The sequence below is a fragment of the Pantoea sp. UBA6567 genome (assembly GCF_002434165.1).
Lineage (GTDB): Bacteria > Pseudomonadota > Gammaproteobacteria > Enterobacterales > Enterobacteriaceae > Pantoea > Pantoea eucrina.
This window is the reverse complement of the sequence record NZ_DJJN01000006.1, coordinates 1,306,306-1,323,205: the sequence shown is the minus strand read 5'-3', so window position 1 is coordinate 1,323,205 and position 16,900 is coordinate 1,306,306. Positions and strand designations below refer to the sequence as shown.

Sequence of the window (16,900 nt, the reverse complement as noted above, 5' to 3'; positions counted from 1 at the left end):
TATGTTTTCAGGCCAATCCACTTCATCGTTTGCGTCGTTATTTACCTCTGGCGCTGAACGTGTCAGCCCGATTATGACCAGCCGGCAGCACCGCGATACCACGCCACCGGCCGCGCTACATCCCTATGAACCGCTGGCGCAGGATGGCGTGATCGCCGCCTGGGAGAGCAATCGCGCCATTCACCTGCGCGGACGCGCGGAGCAGGAGCCAGGCGCAACGGTCACGCTCAGCTTTAATGGCGAAAGCTGGCACAGCACGGTCAACCACTGGGGCTACTGGCATGCAACCATGCCGCCTTCGATATTACAGGGTCTTGCGGATGGCAACTACAGCCTGACGCTGACCATCAGCGATAAAGCGGGTAACAGCACCGCCACCGAAGTCGGGTTTGGCGTCTATGTGGATAAAACGCTCCGTCCGGAGATCAGCGTGGCGCCCGTGAGTGGTGATAACGCGATTAGCGTAGCGGAGGGCATTTACGGCGTGGAGGTGAGCGGACTGGCGACGCATATGCCGCTTAACAGCCATGTCACGCTGACGCTGGGAAACAGAAGCACCACTGCTCTCGTTGATGAGCACGGCGCATGGCAGGCAACGTTTACGCCGGAGGATCTGCACGCGCTGCCGGATGGCGTTTATCAGCTGCAGGTCAGCGCCCGCGATCCGAATGGCAAAACCAGCACGGTACAGCATGAGCTGACGCTGGTAACCCATCCGGAGAGCCTGCCGCATATCAGCTTTGACAGCGTTACCGCTGACAACGTCATTAACTTTGCTGAGAGCCAGCAGGATCTGATGCTGAGCGGTACGCTCTCGGCGCTGACTCCGGGCCAGAAGCTGGAGCTCTGCGTCGGGGATAACGTTTATCACGCCGCGATTGATGCACAGGGTCACTGGCAGGCGATCGTTCCTGCCGGCGAGGTCAGCAGCTTTATTTCGCTCGGTGAAGTCCGCGTTTACGCGCTCGACGCCGCCGGCAACAGCACCGACACCACGCTGGAGCTGAATGTCGTGACGACGTTGCCGGACATCTACTGTGAAATGAATATTGGCGGCGATACCTTCCTTAACGCACAGGAAGCGCAGCAGCCGCTGAGCTTTTATCTTGAGGGTGTCAACCAGCTTACGCTCAACGGTAAGGCCTATACGCCAGTCAATGGCATGGTAACGCTCAGCGTGGCCGACCTGCAGGCGCTGCCGGATGGACCGGTCAGCGCTATGGCCGAACGCTGGGACAGCTACGGTAATCACGACAGCCAGACGCTCAGCGATCTGTTCACCGTGGCGGTTCACCAGCTGCCATCGCTGACCCTGCAGCAGCCGTTTGGCGATGGCGTCATCGCGCCCGGCGACATGGATCACTGGCACCTTATTCAGGGTAGCTCTGACCATCTGACGCAGGGAAGCCTGGTCACCGTCACGCTGGGCGATCGGCACTACAGCGCCGCAGTGGATGAGAGCGGAGAGTGGTCGCTGACCATTCTGGCGGGTCAGCTGGCGACGCTGGAGCCGGGCAGCTATCAGATGAGCGTCAGCGCGCAGGATAAAGCGGGCAATCTGGCCAGCGCTGTCCGGACGGTAACGGTAGAGGACGCCGGCAGCACAGATTTCAGCGCGACCACTATCGATTCTCTGCTGGCGCACTACGGTGCCGGAGAGGCCATACCGGATGCCGCAGCGGCGGGGAGTGAGCCTGACCACCACTACGGCAGCAGCGATGCTGCCTGGACGCTGGCCGATCATCTGCAGCAGCAGCCGGTAGCGGCACTGATATAAATTATCTGCGCCACACGCAGGACATCACTCTTTTCTAAAAGGCGACCCAGGGATGCGTTCACCCTTGCATACGCGCGACGAAGCGATTGCCGCGCTAAACCGGGCTGCGGCCGCGCTGGGGATCGCCACCGATCGCCGTCGCCTGCAGCTTCAGTGGCTGGCCGCGGCGTCACCGCAGGCGCAGCTGACAGATCTGGCGCAGCATATGGGGCTGACGCTGCAGTTTGTCAGCGCCCGCAGGCTGCGCTGGCGGCAGGCCGTAATGCCGCTGCTGCTGCGCCTTAACGACGGCACGCTGGCGCTTGCAGAAGCGGCAGATGATGAGGGGAGGGTGCATTACTGGCTGAGCGCAGGCGGTGACGGCCTGCGCTCAGCTCCGCTGAGTGACCTGCTGGCACAGGCGCAGCCGGAAGTAGGCGTGATTACGCTGGCGACCCGCGCACGGGATGCGCGCATGGATGAGTTTGTTCGTCCCTGGCAGCCACACTGGTTATGGCAGCATTTTCGGCCAATGAAGCGACGCCTGGTGGAAATCAGTCTCGCCTCGCTGGTCAGCAATATGCTGGCGCTGGCGGGGATCCTGTTCTCAATGCAGGTGTACGATCGGGTGATACCAGCCCGGTCACAACCCACGCTATGGGTGCTGTTTGGCGGAGTGATGCTGGCGGCGCTGATGGAATATCTGATCCGGCTGGCGCGTACCCGGGTTGCTGACGGCATGGGAAAGCGGATCGATCTGGCTCTCTCTGCGCAACTCTTTGCCCGCGCACTGCGCATCCGCAATGAGGCGCGGCCGCGCTCCACCGGGGCTTTTATTGCTCAGCTGCGTGAGGTTGAGCAGGTACGTGAATTACTGACCTCTACGACGGTAAGTGCCGCAGCGGATATCCCTTTTGTGGTGCTGTTTCTGGTGATTTTATCCGCGATTGGCGGCTGGCTGGTGCTGGTGCCGCTGCTGGCGATCCCGCTGATCGTGATCCCGGGGCTGCTGGTACAGATCCCGATGGCGCGGCTGGCTAAAGAGGGCCAGCGCGAAAGTGCTCTGCGGCAGGCGCTGCTGGTGGAGACGCTGGAAGGGGTAGAGGATATCAAGGCGCTGCAGGCTGAGGCCGGGTTTCAGCGGCAGTGGGAACAGACCCACGAAGTCAGCGCCACGCTCGCCAGCCAGCAGCGGCTGTGGGGCGCGCGTCTTACCGGCTGGGCGGGCAGCGTGCAGCAGCTGACCTACGCGGGGATGCTGGTCGCCGGGGTCTATCTGATCCTGAACAATCAGATCACGACCGGTACGCTGGTGGCCAGCAGCCTGCTCTCCGCGCGTACGCTCGCTCCCCTGATGCAGCTGACGCTGGTATTTTCGCGCTGGCAGCATGCGCGCAGCGCCATGACCGGACTTAATGAACTGCTTAAAAAGCCGGTTGATCAGCCGCAGAGCGGCGTGCCGGCTTATGCGGCGGTGCTCCGCGGACACTATGAGCTGCAGCAGGTGCGCTATCACTATGATGAAAGCAGCCTGCGTGCGGTTGCTATCGGGAGCCTGACAATCCGTCCCGGTGAGCGCATCGCGATTGTCGGCGGAGCGGGAGCCGGTAAATCGACCCTGCTGAAAATCCTGGCCGGGCAGGCGCTGCCCGACAGCGGGCGCATCATAATCGATGGCGTCAGCATGCAGCAGCTCGATCCGGCAGATTTGCGGCGGCAGCTCGGCTGGCTGTCGCAGGATTCGCGCCTGTTTTTCGGTACGCTGCGGCAGAACCTGCTGCTGGGCAATCCGCACGCCACTGAACAGGAGATGCTGCAGGCGCTGCGCATAAGCGGTGCGTTATCGCTGCTGCAGCAGGATGCTGCCGCGCTTGACCGCCTCATTCATGAAGGAGGGCGCGGGCTGTCTGGCGGCCAGCGACAGATGATTCTGCTCAGCAGAATGGTGCTGCGTCAGCCACAGATCGTGCTGCTGGATGAGCCGACGGCGGCGCTTGATGAACCGCTGGAGGCGCAGGTGATCCGTCAGCTGGCGCAGTGGCTGCCGGGGCGTACCCTGGTGCTGGTCACGCATCGTCCGGCGCTGCTGGGGCTGGTCGATCGCATCATTGTGATGAAGAACGGCGAGATTGTGGCTGATGGCCCGCGCGATGCCATTCTGCAGCGCAGCGCTTCACGGACGGAGGTAGCAGATGAACAGAGATAACGAGGCGGCGTCGTCGCGCATTATCTGGCTCTGCGCGCTCACGCTATTGCTGCTGCTGATCTGGGCGCACGTTGCCGTGCTGGATGAGGTGACAACAGGCAGCGGCAAGGTCACGCCCTCCAGCCGGGCGCAGATTATCGATAATCTGGATGGCGGGATCCTCAAACAGCTCAGCGTGCGCGAAGGCGATATTGTCCGTAAGGGGGAGCTGCTGGCCACGCTCGATCCCGCCCGCTACCAGTCCAGCTACGGGGAAGCGAGCGCCAGGGTGCGGACACTGCGGGCGACAGCAGAGCGGCTGGATGCTGAGCTCAGCGATCGTCCCCTGCAGTTCAGCGCGGATATTCGCCGTTACCCGCAGCTGGTCGCCCGTGAAACTCAGCTCTATGAGTCGCGCCGGCAAAACCTGACGACAACGCTGCAAAACCTTCAGCAGTCGCTAAAGCTCGTACAGGCGGAACTCAATCTGACTGAACCGCTGGTGGCGCGCGGTGCGGCAGGTAAAGTTGAAGCGCTGCGGCTGCGGCGCCAGGTCAGCGATCTGCAGGGAAAAATCGACGAGGTGCATAATGACTACGCTGTGCGAACGCATGAGGAGCAGGTCAAAAACAGCGCAGAGCTGGATGCGCAGCTGCAGGTTGCGGCAGGCAGAGAAGATCAGCTGACGCGCACCGCGCTGCTGTCACCGGTGTATGGCATCGTCAAAGCTATCGCTATTACCACGCCGGGCGGTGTGGTAGAGCCGGGCGGTAAACTGATGGAGATTGTCCCGCTGGAGGATCGGCTGCTGATCGAGACACGCGTTGCGCCACGCGATATCGCCTGGATCCGGGCCGGGTTGCCCGCAACGGTCAAAATTACCGCGTACGATACCGCGATTTATGGCGATCTGCCGGGCATCGTCGAGAGCGTTTCTCCGGATACGCTGCAGGATAGCGACCTGCGCGAGCCACCCTATTTTCGGGTCTATGTGCGGACACAGACGGCAACGCTTACCAGCCGGCGCGGTCAGCGCTTTCCTGTGCTGCCGGGTATGCTGGCAGATGTGGAGATAAAAACCGGACAAAAATCGGTGCTGGATTATCTGCTCAAGCCGCTGAATAAAGCGGCCGAAGCGCTGCGCGAGCGCTGAATGCATTATTATATTGGCGGGGAAATAGCGCAGATAAAAAAATGCCGGACAAATATGTCCGGCGGGAATCAGGGTAAAACACTCATTCGGGATGAATGAAGATAATAATAAAATAAATGATGATAGCGTGGATAATTGTAGAGGCTGGCAGCAACAAAGTTTTATCATTCAGTGCGGCATTAAATTAATTTAGCTATTTGAATGTAAAGGAATTTAATCCGGTTTGTTTATTCGTGCTTTATTTTTTGTCAATATGTGCTGATTATTAGTTCCGCGATATTTACATCTGGCAATAAATTTGTAATCAAATGAAACACTTTCGGAAATTTAGTATCATTTTCGTGATAGATTATTGCCTGCTATAAAACAACAATGAATTGCCGGCTGAATTTTTAACATTCAGTTTGCAGTGGCATAACTATAAAGGCACATAACCGAGGGTAAATAAATGAATCGTCGCGTTCTCTCCCTGATGATCCCGGCGCTGCTGGTGGCGGGTTCAGCAAGCGCAGCCGAAATCTATAATAAAGATGGCAACAAACTCGACCTCTACGGCAAAGTAGATGGTCTGCACTACTTCTCTGACAACGACGGCTCAGACGGTGACCAGTCTTACCTGCGCTTTGGTTTTAAAGGTGAAACTCAGGTGACCGATCAGCTGACGGGTTACGGTCAGTGGGAATACCAGGCCGCGCTGAACACGGCTGAAAGCGAAGGCACTAAAGACAGCTATACCCGCGTCGGCTTTGCCGGTCTGCGTTTTGGTGACGCTGGCTCTTTCGATTACGGTCGCAACTACGGCATTGCGTATGATATTGGCGCATGGACTGACGTTCTGCCGGAGTTTGGTGGCGATACCTATGGCGCGGACAACTTTATGTTCCAGCGCGGTAACGGTATGGCAACCTACCGCAATAATAATTTCTTTGGTCTGGTGGATGGCTGGAACGTGGCCGTTCAGTACCAGGGCAAAAATGATAACCCGACTGAATCCACCTCTGGCCGTGATGTGCTGGGCGAAAACGGCGACGGCTGGGGTCTGAGCACCACCTATGATCTGGGTAATGGTCTGGCACTGGGCGGTGCTATGTTCCAGTCCGATCGCACCAATAACCAGAATGCCGCAGGCGTACTGGGCCAGGGCGATAAAGCGGAAGCCTATACCGGCGGCCTGAAATATGACGCAAACAATATCTATCTGGCTGCGATGTATACCCGCTCTTACAACGCGACGCGTTTTGGCTCAGTTGATTCTGACGCTTTCGGTTATGCGAACAAAGCGGACAACTGGGAAGTGGTTGCGCAGTATCAGTTTGACTTCGGTCTGCGTCCGTCGCTGGCTTACGTCAATTCACGCGGTAAAGATATTGAAGGTTATGGCAGCCAGAACCTGAAAAAATATATCGACGTGGGCGCGACCTATTACTTCAATAAAAACATGTCGACCTATGTGGATTACCAGATCAATCTGCTGGATGACAACAACTTTACCAACAATGCCGGTATCAACACCGATGACATTGTGGCGCTGGGCCTGGTTTACCAGTTCTGAGCCTCTGGCGCGCGGCCCGGCGGGCTGCGCGCCACCTTTCCTGCCCGCTTCTTATCTGCAGCACCCGCCTCAGGCAGGCACAGCATCTGAACTACTGCACACTGCGCCAGCGCCGGGCTTTTGCCGCCGGACGCGGTTCAGCCTGCACTGCCGCAGCCGGCTGGCTGCCCTCCAGCGCAATACCTGCCAGGGTGAAAGCAGAAAAGCTCAGCCACCGCTGCCACTTTTCACTCTGCGTTTTTGACATCGCCATGCTGCACCTCGCTGAGAATAAACCTGCTCTCAACAATGCAGCATTTATGCCATGCTGCCGCTCTCAGCGTCACATGCTTCAGGCGGGGTTTGTTACACTGCGTCAGCCCTGAAGCAGTGCAGAGTGGGTAATAATGGTGCAGTACTTAACGTCGACGTGCGCTATAGCTCTCCAGTGAACGCTGACGCGCGTGCTGCCAGCTGCGATAACTGCCGTACAGGAACAGCGCGGCGGAGAGGGCGGCGATTAATACATACATCATCTGTGCTCCTTAAAGGTGGTATGCCTGGGGGTAAAGCCTGCAGCATGACCGGCGTTAATTCAATGAGATTTAGCGTAAATTACCCGCAGTTTATGCTTTGTAATACGCTGTATTTCCGTGTAACAGATGAGGAACCGATGCATTTCCGGAATATTTTGTTGACTGCTCTGATCGTGACCGGGCTGACAGCCTGCGACCGCGCACCGCAACGTGAACCCCTGGTCCTGCAGGGAAAAACCATGGGCACCGTATGGCGGGTTACGCTCGCCGGCGTTGATCCGCAGCGTAAAGAGGCGCTGCAGCAGGCGATTCAGCAGCAGCTCGATCGCGACGACGGTGAAATCTCTACCTGGAAAACCACCTCAGTGCTGTCGCGCTTCAACCAGTATCAGGGGACAGAGCCGCAGCCCGTTAGCGCGGATATGGCGGATATTGTGACTCTCTCACTGCGCATTGGTGCCAAAACCGCAGGTGCCATGGATATCACGGCAGGCAGACTGGTGAACTTATGGGGGTTCGGACCCGTCGGGCAGCCGGCGCATCAGCCTGATGTGGCAGCGATCGCGGCGGCCAGAGCTGAAACCGGCCTCTCGCATCTGCGGGTGATCCAGAACGTAAGCGGGCAGTGGCTGCAGAAAGATCTGCCGGGGCTGTATGTGGATCTCTCAACCGTGGGCGAGGGCTACGCCACCGATCATCTGGCGCGGCTGATGGAGCAGCAGGGAATAACCAACTATCTGGTGTCGGTCGGCGGAGCCGTGCTCAGCCGCGGTCGCAATGCCGGCCAGCAGCCGTGGCGGGTGGCGGTTCAGAAACCCACCGATCGCGAAAACGCGGTCGAGGCGCGCGTTGACCTGCAGGGGCACGGTATCAGCACCTCCGGCAGCTATCGCAACTATTATGAACTGGACGGGAAACGCATTTCACACGTCATCGATCCCGCAACCGGACGGCCCGTTCAGCATAAGCTGGTTTCTGCTACGGTGATTGCCACCACGGCGCTGGAAGCGGATGGCTGGGATACCGGCCTGATGGTGCTGGGCACCGAGCGCGCAAAAGCGCTGGCGCTGAAAGAGCATCTGGCCGTTTATCTGATCACCAAAGAGGGCGACGGCTTCAGCCACTGGATGTCGCCCGGCTTTAAAACATTTCTTATCGATAAATCGTAACCGGAGGTCGTCATGCTGGATCTGTTTAGCGATGAAGCACCGTGGCAGGAACCACTGGCAGAAGGCGCGGTCATTCTGCGCCGCCGCGCCCGCGATGATGCACCTGCGCTGCTGGCAGCGATTGAAACCGTTGCGGCGCAGCATCCGTTTACGCACCGCATCACGCCGGGAGGCTATCGTATGTCCGTGGCGATGACCAACTGCGGCGATGTTGGCTGGTTCAGCGACGCGCGCGGCTATCGCTACAGCGAACAGGATGTCAGCAACGGCCAGCGCTGGCCCGCAATGCCGCCGCTGTTTCGTCAGCTGGCGCAGCAGTGCGCGCAGGAAGCGGGGTTTAGCCACTTTACGCCAGACGCCTGCCTGATCAACCGCTATACGCCCGGGGCAAAAATGTCGCTGCATCAGGACAAAGATGAGCGCGATCTGCATCAGCCGATCGTCTCCGTTTCGCTGGGGCTGCCGGCGGTATTCCAGTTTGGTGGTTTTGCGCGCGGTGATGCCACCCGGCGCGTGCTGCTGGAGCACGGCGATATCGTGGTGTGGGGCGGGCCGTCGCGGCTGCGCTATCACGGTATTTTGCCGCTTAAACCAGGCGTGCACCCTGCGGCGGGGGCCGTCCGCTACAATCTCACCTTCCGCCGGGCAAACTGACGTAACAGGGAATGAGAATTATTCTTGCTATCATCTGACGGGTCATTAAACTGCAGGCAGCATTTTTTGACCTTTGGAACAGATTGATGGCATTGCTTCAGGTGGTTTTTCGTCAGTATTGCTGGCCGTTTACCGGCGTTCTTTTTCTTACCCTGCTGAGTGCCGCACTCGGTATCGGCCTGATCGCTTATATCAATAATGAGCTGATTGTGGCGATCAATAGCGATGTAACGGTGCTGCCGGTGTTTCTCGGTCAGCTGTTTCTGCTGATGGCGGTCACGCTCGCTTCGCAGCTGGCGCTGACGCAGCTGGGGCACCATTTTGTCTGGCGGCTGCGGGGCGAGTTCATCAAGCGTATCCTCGATACTAACGTTGAGCGCATCGAACAGCTGGGCAGCGCTCAGCTGCTGGCCGGACTGACCAGCGACGTGCGGGCCATCACCATCGCTTTTGTCCGGCTGCCGGAGCTGATTCAGGGCATTATCATCACGCTGGGATCGGCGATTTACCTTGCCTGGCTCTCGCCGGAAATGCTGCTGGTCACTATGCTGTGGCTGGTGATCACGCTGGTGGGCGGCTGGCTGCTGGTTTCGCGCGTCTACCAGCATATGGCAAAGCTGCGCGATATCGAAGATGATCTCTATCGCGATTTCCAGACCATTATTGAGGGGCGCAAAGAGCTGCAGCTTAACCGCGATCGGGCGCGTCTGATCTACGATACGGTTTATCAGACGAATGCGGGTCGCTATCGCCATCATATTGTGCGCGCCGACACCTTCCATCTCAGCGCCGTTAACTGGTCTAACATCATGATGCTGGGCGGCATCGGTATCGTGTTCTTTATGGCAAACGGTCTCGGCTGGGCCAACACGGCCGTAGCGGCCACCTATTCGCTGACGCTGCTGTTCCTGCGCACGCCGCTGATCTCAGCCGTCGGCGCGCTGCCCACGCTGCTCAGCGCCCAGGTCGCGTTTCGCAAACTCAACCGCTTCGATCTGGCGCCTTATGAGCCTGCCTTCAGCGCCCCGGCACCGGCCAGCGCATGGCAGACGCTGGAGCTGCGCGACGTCTGCTTTCACTATGGCGAACAGGGCTTTGCGGTGGGGCCGATCAATCTGACGCTGCGACGCGGCGAACTGCTGTTCCTTATTGGCGGCAACGGCAGCGGGAAATCCACGCTGGCGATGCTGCTGACCGGCCTCTATCAGCCGCACGCCGGCAGCCTGCTGCTGGATGGTAAAGAGATAAGCAGTCAGCAATCCGATCTGTGGCGGCAGCACTTTTCAGCGGTATTTACCGACGTGCACCTGTTTGACCGCCTGATTGGCCGCGGCGGCGAACCGGCCGATCCGGCACTGGTTCAGCGCTGGCTGGAGCGGCTGAAAATGAGCGAGAAACTGCAGCTGGATGGCAACCGGGTGCTGAATCTGCAGCTGTCGAAAGGGCAGAGCAAGCGCCTGGCGCTGCTGCTGGCGGCCGCGGAAGAGCGGGATATTTTGCTGCTGGATGAATGGGCCGCCGACCAGGACCCTCATTTCCGCCGGATTTTCTACCGCGAGCTGCTGCCCTGGCTGCAGGCGTCAGGCAAAACGGTGTTTGCTATCAGCCATGACGATCACTACTTTACCCATGCCGACAGGCTGCTGGAGATGCGCAACGGACAGCTGGTGGAACTCAGCGGCCGCGAGCGCGATCTGGCCACGCTCGATGCGGTGGAGCGAACGGATACCGGTCGTTAACGTCAGCGGGTAACACTCATCATAACCGGCCATCAGGCCGGTCATGGCACACAGGCGGCATGCGGCAGCGTCAGTGATTGGGCGGGATGGCAAAGCTTTTCAGCTGAACAACAAAGTGCTGATGGCCGCGGGTGATGCGGGCGCCACGATCGCACCAGTGAGTCGCCAGACGAAAGAAGTCGTCGCTGCCGATATCATAGGCCAGCTCTACTTTGCTGATGCCTGAATGCAGAAGCTCCTCTGCATCCTGCAGGCTTTTTGCTTTGATGACCATAATCGATTTCCCATCAAATAAATGAGAGCATCAGAGTAGAGGATCTTCATGACACTTTTGTTGCGCTTTGATGAAAGCCTGTTCCGGAAGAGGCAAAGTGTGATCGCGATCGGGTGCAGCAGCAACGCGCTGAAAGCCTGAGAATTTCCGGAATAACGGTATCGGCCGGTACTGTGCGATAAGCAGGCATGCCAGCTCTGACAGGCATAAAAAAAGCAGCCATAAAGGCTGCTTTTTTCGGGATTATTTGGTCGGCACGAGAGGATTTGAACCTCCGACCCCTGACACCCCATGACAGTGCGCTACCAGGCTGCGCTACGTGCCGAACGTGGAAAACCATACTACTGATTCCCCAGCCGATTGCAAGATGCGTCAGCGTTAACTGCCTCATATTTAATCAGTTTGCCGTGAAGCGCTTCTCTTCCGTCAGCACCTGCAGCAGCAGCGCCAGCTGCGGCTTATGATCCTTCAGCTCACGACCGCTGGCGTCCCACGCGGTATAACTGCCGCTGTTATTCAGCACCAGCGTCACCGATGGCGTGGTGATCACCAGTTTGCCATCTTCACTGCTGGCTACCCAGTTATGGCTGCGCTGGGCGGCGAACAGATCTTCACCCTGCGAATAGCTGACCGGGCTGGTGCGCACGTGCAGCAGACGCTGCATGAGCGTTGTCATCACATCCTGTTGATCGGTCAGGCGATCGATAGTCTGCGCTGGCGTATTAGGCCAGTGCACCACCAGCGGGATCTGCAGCATCGCGCGGTTGCCCGGGTTATCGCTGTTATTAAAGGTCACCGCACGCTGAGCAGTGATCACCACCACCGTATTTTTCAGCAGGTCGCGCTGCTGCAGCGTGGTCAGTACCGCAGCGATCTGCTCATCCACGCTGCCCGCCTGGCGCAGATAGCTGCGCTGACGCGCCTTCGTGCTGTCGCCGCTGGCGCTTATCCCGTTCAGCGCGACCCAGGAGAACCACGGAGAGCGGCTGTTTTTCTGACCATTGAGCCAGTTCTGCCACTGCGTGACGGTCTGGCTGTTAGGCTGCGAGGTCGCTTCCGGCAGCGTATAGTCCGCCAGCAGCGCCTGCCGGTAGAGCGGCTGATTAAACCCATCAGAGGAGAACAGGCCAAACTGGTAGCCCTGCGCGTTCAGCGCGTTCAGCAGCGCCGACGGCGTGCGCGATGCCAGCACGCCATCCATATAGCTGGAAGAGATGCCGTAAAACAGGCCAAACACCCCTTTTTCAGGCTGCACCCCGGCGCTGTAGTGCCGGGTAAAGCGCACGTTCTCAGCGGCAAACTGCTTCAGCGACGGCAGTGCGCTGTCCAGCGTGGCGTTATTTACGCCATCGACCGTCAGCACCAGCAGGTTATGACCTGTTCCGCCGTCACGGAAGGTGATATCGCTTAACGGATACTGGACCGACAGCGCTTCAGGATCGCCCTGCTGCACCAGACGGCGCTGATACTCCTGCGCATCCAGCAGCCCGTGACGCTCCAGGAAGCGGCGCGCGGTCATCGGATAGGAGAGCGGCAGATTGGCGCGCTGCATGGTGACAGGACGATAGAAATTGGCATCGGCCCAGATATAGAGCAGATGACTGGCAAAAAAGGCGCTGATAAACAGCGCGGCGAGCGGCTTGCCAAATGAGCGTCGGTTAAGACTGCGCAGCTTCTGCCAGCTCCAGGTGGCAAACAGCATCTCCACCAGAAAAATGCCCGGCACGCTGATAAACATCAGCTGCCAGTCACGCGCCATCTCGCTTTGATCGGGGTTAACCACCAGCTCCCAGACCACCGGATTAAGGTGCAGGTGGAAGCGGTTAAACACGGCGCCATCCACCATAATGAGCGTCAGCCCGGCGGTGGCAACAATCGCGGAGAGTACCCGCAGCAGACGCTGCGACATCACCACAAAGGTAAGCGGGAAAATAATCAGCAGATAGGCGGCAAAAACGATAAAGCTGAAATGGCCAATCCAGCTGGTAAAGGCGTAAATCCGGCCCGCCAGTGAGGAGGGCCAGTCAGCGACCAACAGGTAGCGGCTGCCGAGAGCCAGCGCAAACAGAATATTAAACAGCGCGAACCAGTGCCCCCAGCTAATCATCTGGGAGACTTTTTCACGGTAGCGCTGCCGGTTGGTTACCATATATAGGAGTCAGATCTGCAAATTAATGAGCGTTATCATCGCGCACGGAAGACTGCAACGCTTCCGCGAATGACCGGGCCAGGCTACGGCGCTGGGCTGGTGCGATGTCTGTGTTAATCAAATTGGTGACCATGTTTCCCAGAACCATCAGGGAAAGATCGAGAGGCGCTTTATCTTTTTCAAGAATCTGCGCCAGCTGTGCGAGAAGCTGCTCAACGCGCTCGTCGCTATAACGGGATGATTGTGGCATATCGTCGACTAATCAAGTGTGAAAAGGCGGTATAGTACCGTAACCATGCGATTTTTTCCGCACTTTTATCGCAAGCAAAGCGATCGGTTTGCGTACGCAGTTGAAAGCGACGGCGGGCAGTGATTGAATACGCGCCTGAGTTTAAAGGAGAGTCTATCATGAGTCTGGATATTGACCAGATTGCCCTGCATCAGTTAATCAAACGCGACGAGAATCAGCTGGAGCTGGTACTGCGGGATACGCTGCTGCCGGTAACGCAGGCGGTAAGCAGTATGGCCGAAGAGCTGCATCGCGTGTACAGCGCCAAAAGCAAAGCCTATGGCCTGTTCAATGAAGATAGCGAGCTGGCCGACGCGCTGCGCAACTGTCGTCGCGGGCAGGATGACTTCCTGGCGTTCAGCCGGGCTGCCACCGGACGCCTGCGCGATGAGCTGAGCAAATATCCGTTTGCTGACGGTGGCGTGGTGCTGTTTATGCACTACCGCTATCTGGCGGTAGAGTATCTGCTGGTTGCGGTGCTGAACAGCCAGTCGAGCATGCGCGTTAACGAACAGCTGGATATCAGCAGTACGCACTATCTCGATATCAATCACGCTGATATCGTCGCGCGTATCGATCTAACCGAGTGGGAAACCAGCCCGGAGTCAACGCGCTATCTGACTTTTCTGCGGGGTCGCGTCGGACGTAAAGTCGCTGACTTTTTCATGGATTTCCTCGGGGCCAGCGTCGGTCTCGACACCAAAGCGCAGAACCGCGGCCTGCTGCAGGCGGTCGATGATTACTGTGCTGAGTCAAATCTCGATAAGAACGAACGGCAGAACTACCGTCAGCAGGTCTACAGCTACTGTAACGAACAGCTGCAGGCGGGAGAGGAGATTGCGCTGGACGATCTCTCGCAGGAGCTGCCTCCGCTGGGGGAGAAAAGCTTTCAGGCGTTTACGCAGGAGCAGGGCTATGAGCTGGAGGAGCACTTTCCGGCCGACCGCAGCACGCTGCGCCAGCTGACAAAATTCTCCGGCAGCGGTGGCGGATTAACGCTTAATTTTGACGCACTGCTGCTTGGCGAGCGTATCTTCTGGGATCCGGCAACCGATACCCTGACCATCAAAGGCACGCCGCCTAACCTGCGCGATCAGCTACAGCGCCGCACCGGCGGGAAGTAAATTGCAGGCATAAAAAAACGCCGCAGAGGCGGCGTTTTTTCCGATTTCGTCTGCGATTACGCGCGAACGAAGTCGATGTGGTGCAGTTTTGGCTTGAACGGGTGACGCTGAACAGCCTGAACTTTAACTTTCGTTTCTTTACCGTCAACAACCAGCGTCAGCACATCGGTGTAGAACTCAGGCTTAACCTGCATGTTCATCACGGCGTCGTGATCCAGTTCGATAGAAACTGCAGCTTCATTTCCGCCATAGATGATAGCCGGGAACTTGTTAGCTGTGCGCAGGCGGCGGCTCGCACCCTTACCCTGCTCTTTACGTACTTCTGCGTTGATAGTGAACATCATTATTTCTCTTCAATAATTCCTGCTACAGGCGACCCAGCAACAGGACGGTTATTCAAACGCTTGTGCGGATGCAAAAGCGGGCGGGATTATAGCCGGATCGGGGCAGGGGGGCAAATGATTCTGCCATCTAGCGCAGCTCATTGGCGCGGCGGAAGCGCCCCTGGTAATCAAACACTTTCTCCCGCACCTGCCAGAACTGTCCCCGGGCACGCGCCACCACAAAGTCAGGATGCCGCAGCAGCGGCTGCAGCGCGACCACGTCGGCCGCCTGCTGCCAGCCCAGCTCTACGCCAGGCGCGCGCTGGTGCGGGCGCATAAACAGCTGCTCAAATGCTTTTCGCTGCGCGGGCGTCTGCAGCCGGAAGCGTTCGCTGACGTCGCTGCCATCTTCATCGTAATAGGTCGCTTTCAGCCATTCGCCCTTGTCATCACGGCCATGCGCGAGCGTCATGCCGCTGCAGCGCAGCACCCGCGCATCTTTCAGCTTCAGCGCCGCTTTCAGCATATCATCGGGGTCGACCAGAATTTTGTCGCACTGCTGGCAGCGCCGTGCGGCGATATCATTTTCAGCGCCGCAGTCAGGGCAGCTTTTAAAGCGAAAGCGGAAATCGCACTGCTCACGACCGCCCTCATCATCCTCCAGGATACCCTGACAGCGACGACCAAAGTGCTCAATCACATGCCCGTCTTCGGTGGCTTTTCCCCAGAAGGTATTCGCAAAGCCGCAGGCAGGGCAGAACACCTGCACCGGCTGGTTATCACTGGCGCCTTTTGGCGCACCCACTTCCGGCGTAAAGAGATCGTGCGGGTTACCGGCGTAGTCGAGGATCAGGCAGTCGCGTTTATCCGGAGCCAGGCGCAGTCCGCGTCCGACTATCTGCTGATAGAGGCTGACGGATTCAGTCGGGCGCAGAATCGCGATTAAATCCACGTGCGGTGCGTCGAAGCCGGTGGTCAGTACCGCCACGTTAACCAGAAACTTCAGCTGCTGCGCTTTGAACTGCTGAATTAGCCGGTCACGCTCTTTCACCGCGGTTTCTGCCGATACCAGCGCGCTGTTCTCCGGCAGCAGCGACAGAATTTCGCGCGCATGTTCAACCGTGGCGGCGAAGATCATTACGCCGCGCCGATCGTCGGCAAACTCAACGATCTGGCGGATAATCTGCGGCGTGACGCGCTGCTGCTGTTTCAGCTCACGGTTGAGATCCGCTTCGCTGAAGAGGCCGCTGTTCTGCGGCACCAGCCGGCTGAAGTCATACTGTACCACCGGCATATCAAGACGTTCCGGTGGCACCAGAAAACCGTGTTTAATCATGTAGCGTAGCGGCAGCTCATAGATGCAGTCGCGAAACAGCGCTTTTTCATCGCCGCGTACCATGCCGTGGTAGTGGAATTGATAGATCCAGCCTTTGCCCAGCCGGAACGGCGTGGCGGTCAGCCCCAGCAGGCGCAGCTGTGGATTATGCTGGCGCAGGTGGCTGAAAAGCTGCTGATACTGGCTCTCCTCATTGTCGCTGATGCGATGACACTCATCGACAATCACCAGTGAAAAGGCGCTGTCGAAGCGGTCAAGGTTGCGCGCCACGGACTGTACGCTGCCAAATACCACTTTGCCTTCGCTCTGCCTGCGCTGCAGCCCGGCCGCAAAAATATCCGCTTCCAGCCCGTAAGCCTGATACTTGCTGTGGTTCTGCTCGACCAGCTCTTTGACGTGCGCCAGCACCAGCACCCGGCCACGCGCCAGCCGTGCCAGTTCAGCAATGACCAGGCTCTTACCGGCACCGGTGGGCAGCACAATCATCGCCGGCGTGGTATGGCGCCGGAAGTGGGCAACGGTTGCATCAACCGCTTCCTGTTGATAGGGACGAAGTGTAAAGGCCATCAGCATAAACTTTTTTCTGGATCAGAGGCGTATTATGCCATGTAAGCGGATGAAACGCAGGATCGGCACTATTAGCAGGCAAAGCTTCAGGCTATACTGCCCGCACTTTTTTAAC

General features: G+C 58.3%; 14 protein-coding genes and 1 tRNA gene. 8 read left to right on the top strand and 7 right to left on the bottom strand.

From position 1 onward, the window contains the following. The first annotated feature begins 1 nt into the window (after position 1). The 4 genes from B4M48_RS12290 to ompC all read left to right on the top strand — a co-directional run bounded on the left by B4M48_RS12290 (position 2) and on the right by ompC (position 6,646). The gene (locus B4M48_RS12290) at positions 2-1,777 is read left to right on the top strand and encodes an Ig-like domain-containing protein (RefSeq protein ID WP_250341192.1); all 1,776 of its coding nucleotides are present in this window, start codon (positions 2-4) and stop codon (positions 1,775-1,777) included. A 52-nt stretch (positions 1,778-1,829) separates the two neighbouring features. Further along, positions 1,830-3,962, top strand: a complete 2,133-nt coding sequence (locus B4M48_RS12285) for a type I secretion system permease/ATPase (protein ID WP_108569514.1) — start codon at positions 1,830-1,832, stop codon at positions 3,960-3,962. Further along, positions 3,949-5,094, top strand: coding sequence for an HlyD family efflux transporter periplasmic adaptor subunit (locus B4M48_RS12280; protein WP_071668050.1), 1,146 nt, complete (start codon positions 3,949-3,951; stop codon positions 5,092-5,094). The genes B4M48_RS12285 and B4M48_RS12280 overlap by 14 nt, the downstream gene beginning before the upstream one ends. A gap of 448 nt (positions 5,095-5,542) precedes the next feature. Beyond that, positions 5,543-6,646: a porin OmpC gene (gene ompC / locus B4M48_RS12275; protein WP_039385507.1), complete on the top strand. Its 1,104-nt coding sequence runs from the start codon at positions 5,543-5,545 to the stop codon at positions 6,644-6,646. 91 nt (positions 6,647-6,737) lie between these two features. On the opposite strand, the gene B4M48_RS12270 is transcribed toward ompC, so the two are convergent. Further along, complete coding sequence (locus B4M48_RS12270; RefSeq protein ID WP_166714014.1) at positions 6,738-6,899, bottom strand: hypothetical protein; 162 nt, start codon at positions 6,897-6,899, stop codon at positions 6,738-6,740. Positions 6,900-7,298: 399 nt separating this feature from the next. Here B4M48_RS12270 and apbE point away from each other — a divergent pair, with 399 nt between their 5' ends. The 3 genes from apbE to B4M48_RS12250 all read left to right on the top strand — a co-directional run bounded on the left by apbE (position 7,299) and on the right by B4M48_RS12250 (position 10,723). Beyond that, a complete protein-coding gene (apbE, locus tag B4M48_RS12260; protein ID WP_288656817.1) occupies positions 7,299-8,330 on the top strand; it encodes an FAD:protein FMN transferase ApbE in 1,032 nt (343 codons plus the stop codon). A gap of 12 nt (positions 8,331-8,342) precedes the next feature. Further along, complete coding sequence (gene alkB / locus B4M48_RS12255; RefSeq protein WP_286877136.1) at positions 8,343-8,984, top strand: DNA oxidative demethylase AlkB; 642 nt, start codon at positions 8,343-8,345, stop codon at positions 8,982-8,984. 86 nt (positions 8,985-9,070) lie between these two features. Further along, on the top strand, positions 9,071-10,723 hold the full coding sequence (locus B4M48_RS12250; RefSeq protein ID WP_288656815.1) for a multidrug ABC transporter permease/ATP-binding protein: 1,653 nt from the start codon (positions 9,071-9,073) through the stop codon (positions 10,721-10,723). A gap of 70 nt (positions 10,724-10,793) precedes the next feature. Here B4M48_RS12250 and B4M48_RS12245 read toward each other — a convergent pair whose 3' ends face one another. The 4 genes from B4M48_RS12245 to B4M48_RS12230 form a co-directional block, all read right to left on the bottom strand. After that, positions 10,794-10,997 (bottom strand): hypothetical protein, encoded by a 204-nt coding sequence (locus B4M48_RS12245; protein WP_039385513.1) that lies wholly within the window; start codon positions 10,995-10,997, stop codon positions 10,794-10,796. A 248-nt stretch (positions 10,998-11,245) separates the two neighbouring features. After that, positions 11,246-11,322, bottom strand: a tRNA-Pro gene (locus tag B4M48_RS12240). A 72-nt stretch (positions 11,323-11,394) separates the two neighbouring features. Then, positions 11,395-13,146 (bottom strand): LPS biosynthesis-modulating metalloenzyme YejM, encoded by a 1,752-nt coding sequence (yejM, locus tag B4M48_RS12235; RefSeq protein WP_071668047.1) that lies wholly within the window; start codon positions 13,144-13,146, stop codon positions 11,395-11,397. Positions 13,147-13,168: 22 nt separating this feature from the next. Further along, complete coding sequence (locus B4M48_RS12230) at positions 13,169-13,396, bottom strand: YejL family protein (RefSeq protein ID WP_039385503.1); 228 nt, start codon at positions 13,394-13,396, stop codon at positions 13,169-13,171. 158 nt (positions 13,397-13,554) lie between these two features. Between B4M48_RS12230 and yejK the strand changes: the two genes are divergently transcribed. Then, a complete protein-coding gene (gene yejK, locus B4M48_RS12225; RefSeq protein ID WP_039385500.1) occupies positions 13,555-14,559 on the top strand; it encodes a nucleoid-associated protein YejK in 1,005 nt (334 codons plus the stop codon). Between the two features lie 56 nt (positions 14,560-14,615). Here yejK and rplY read toward each other — a convergent pair whose 3' ends face one another. Both rplY and B4M48_RS12215 read right to left on the bottom strand, forming a co-directional pair. After that, positions 14,616-14,900 carry a 50S ribosomal protein L25 gene (gene rplY, locus B4M48_RS12220; RefSeq protein ID WP_039386023.1) on the bottom strand — a complete coding sequence of 95 codons (285 nt, stop codon included), beginning with the start codon at positions 14,898-14,900 and terminating at the stop codon, positions 14,616-14,618. A gap of 130 nt (positions 14,901-15,030) precedes the next feature. Beyond that, positions 15,031-16,785 carry a DEAD/DEAH box helicase gene (locus B4M48_RS12215; protein ID WP_108569606.1) on the bottom strand — a complete coding sequence of 585 codons (1,755 nt, stop codon included), beginning with the start codon at positions 16,783-16,785 and terminating at the stop codon, positions 15,031-15,033. Positions 16,786-16,900 lie beyond the last annotated feature (115 nt).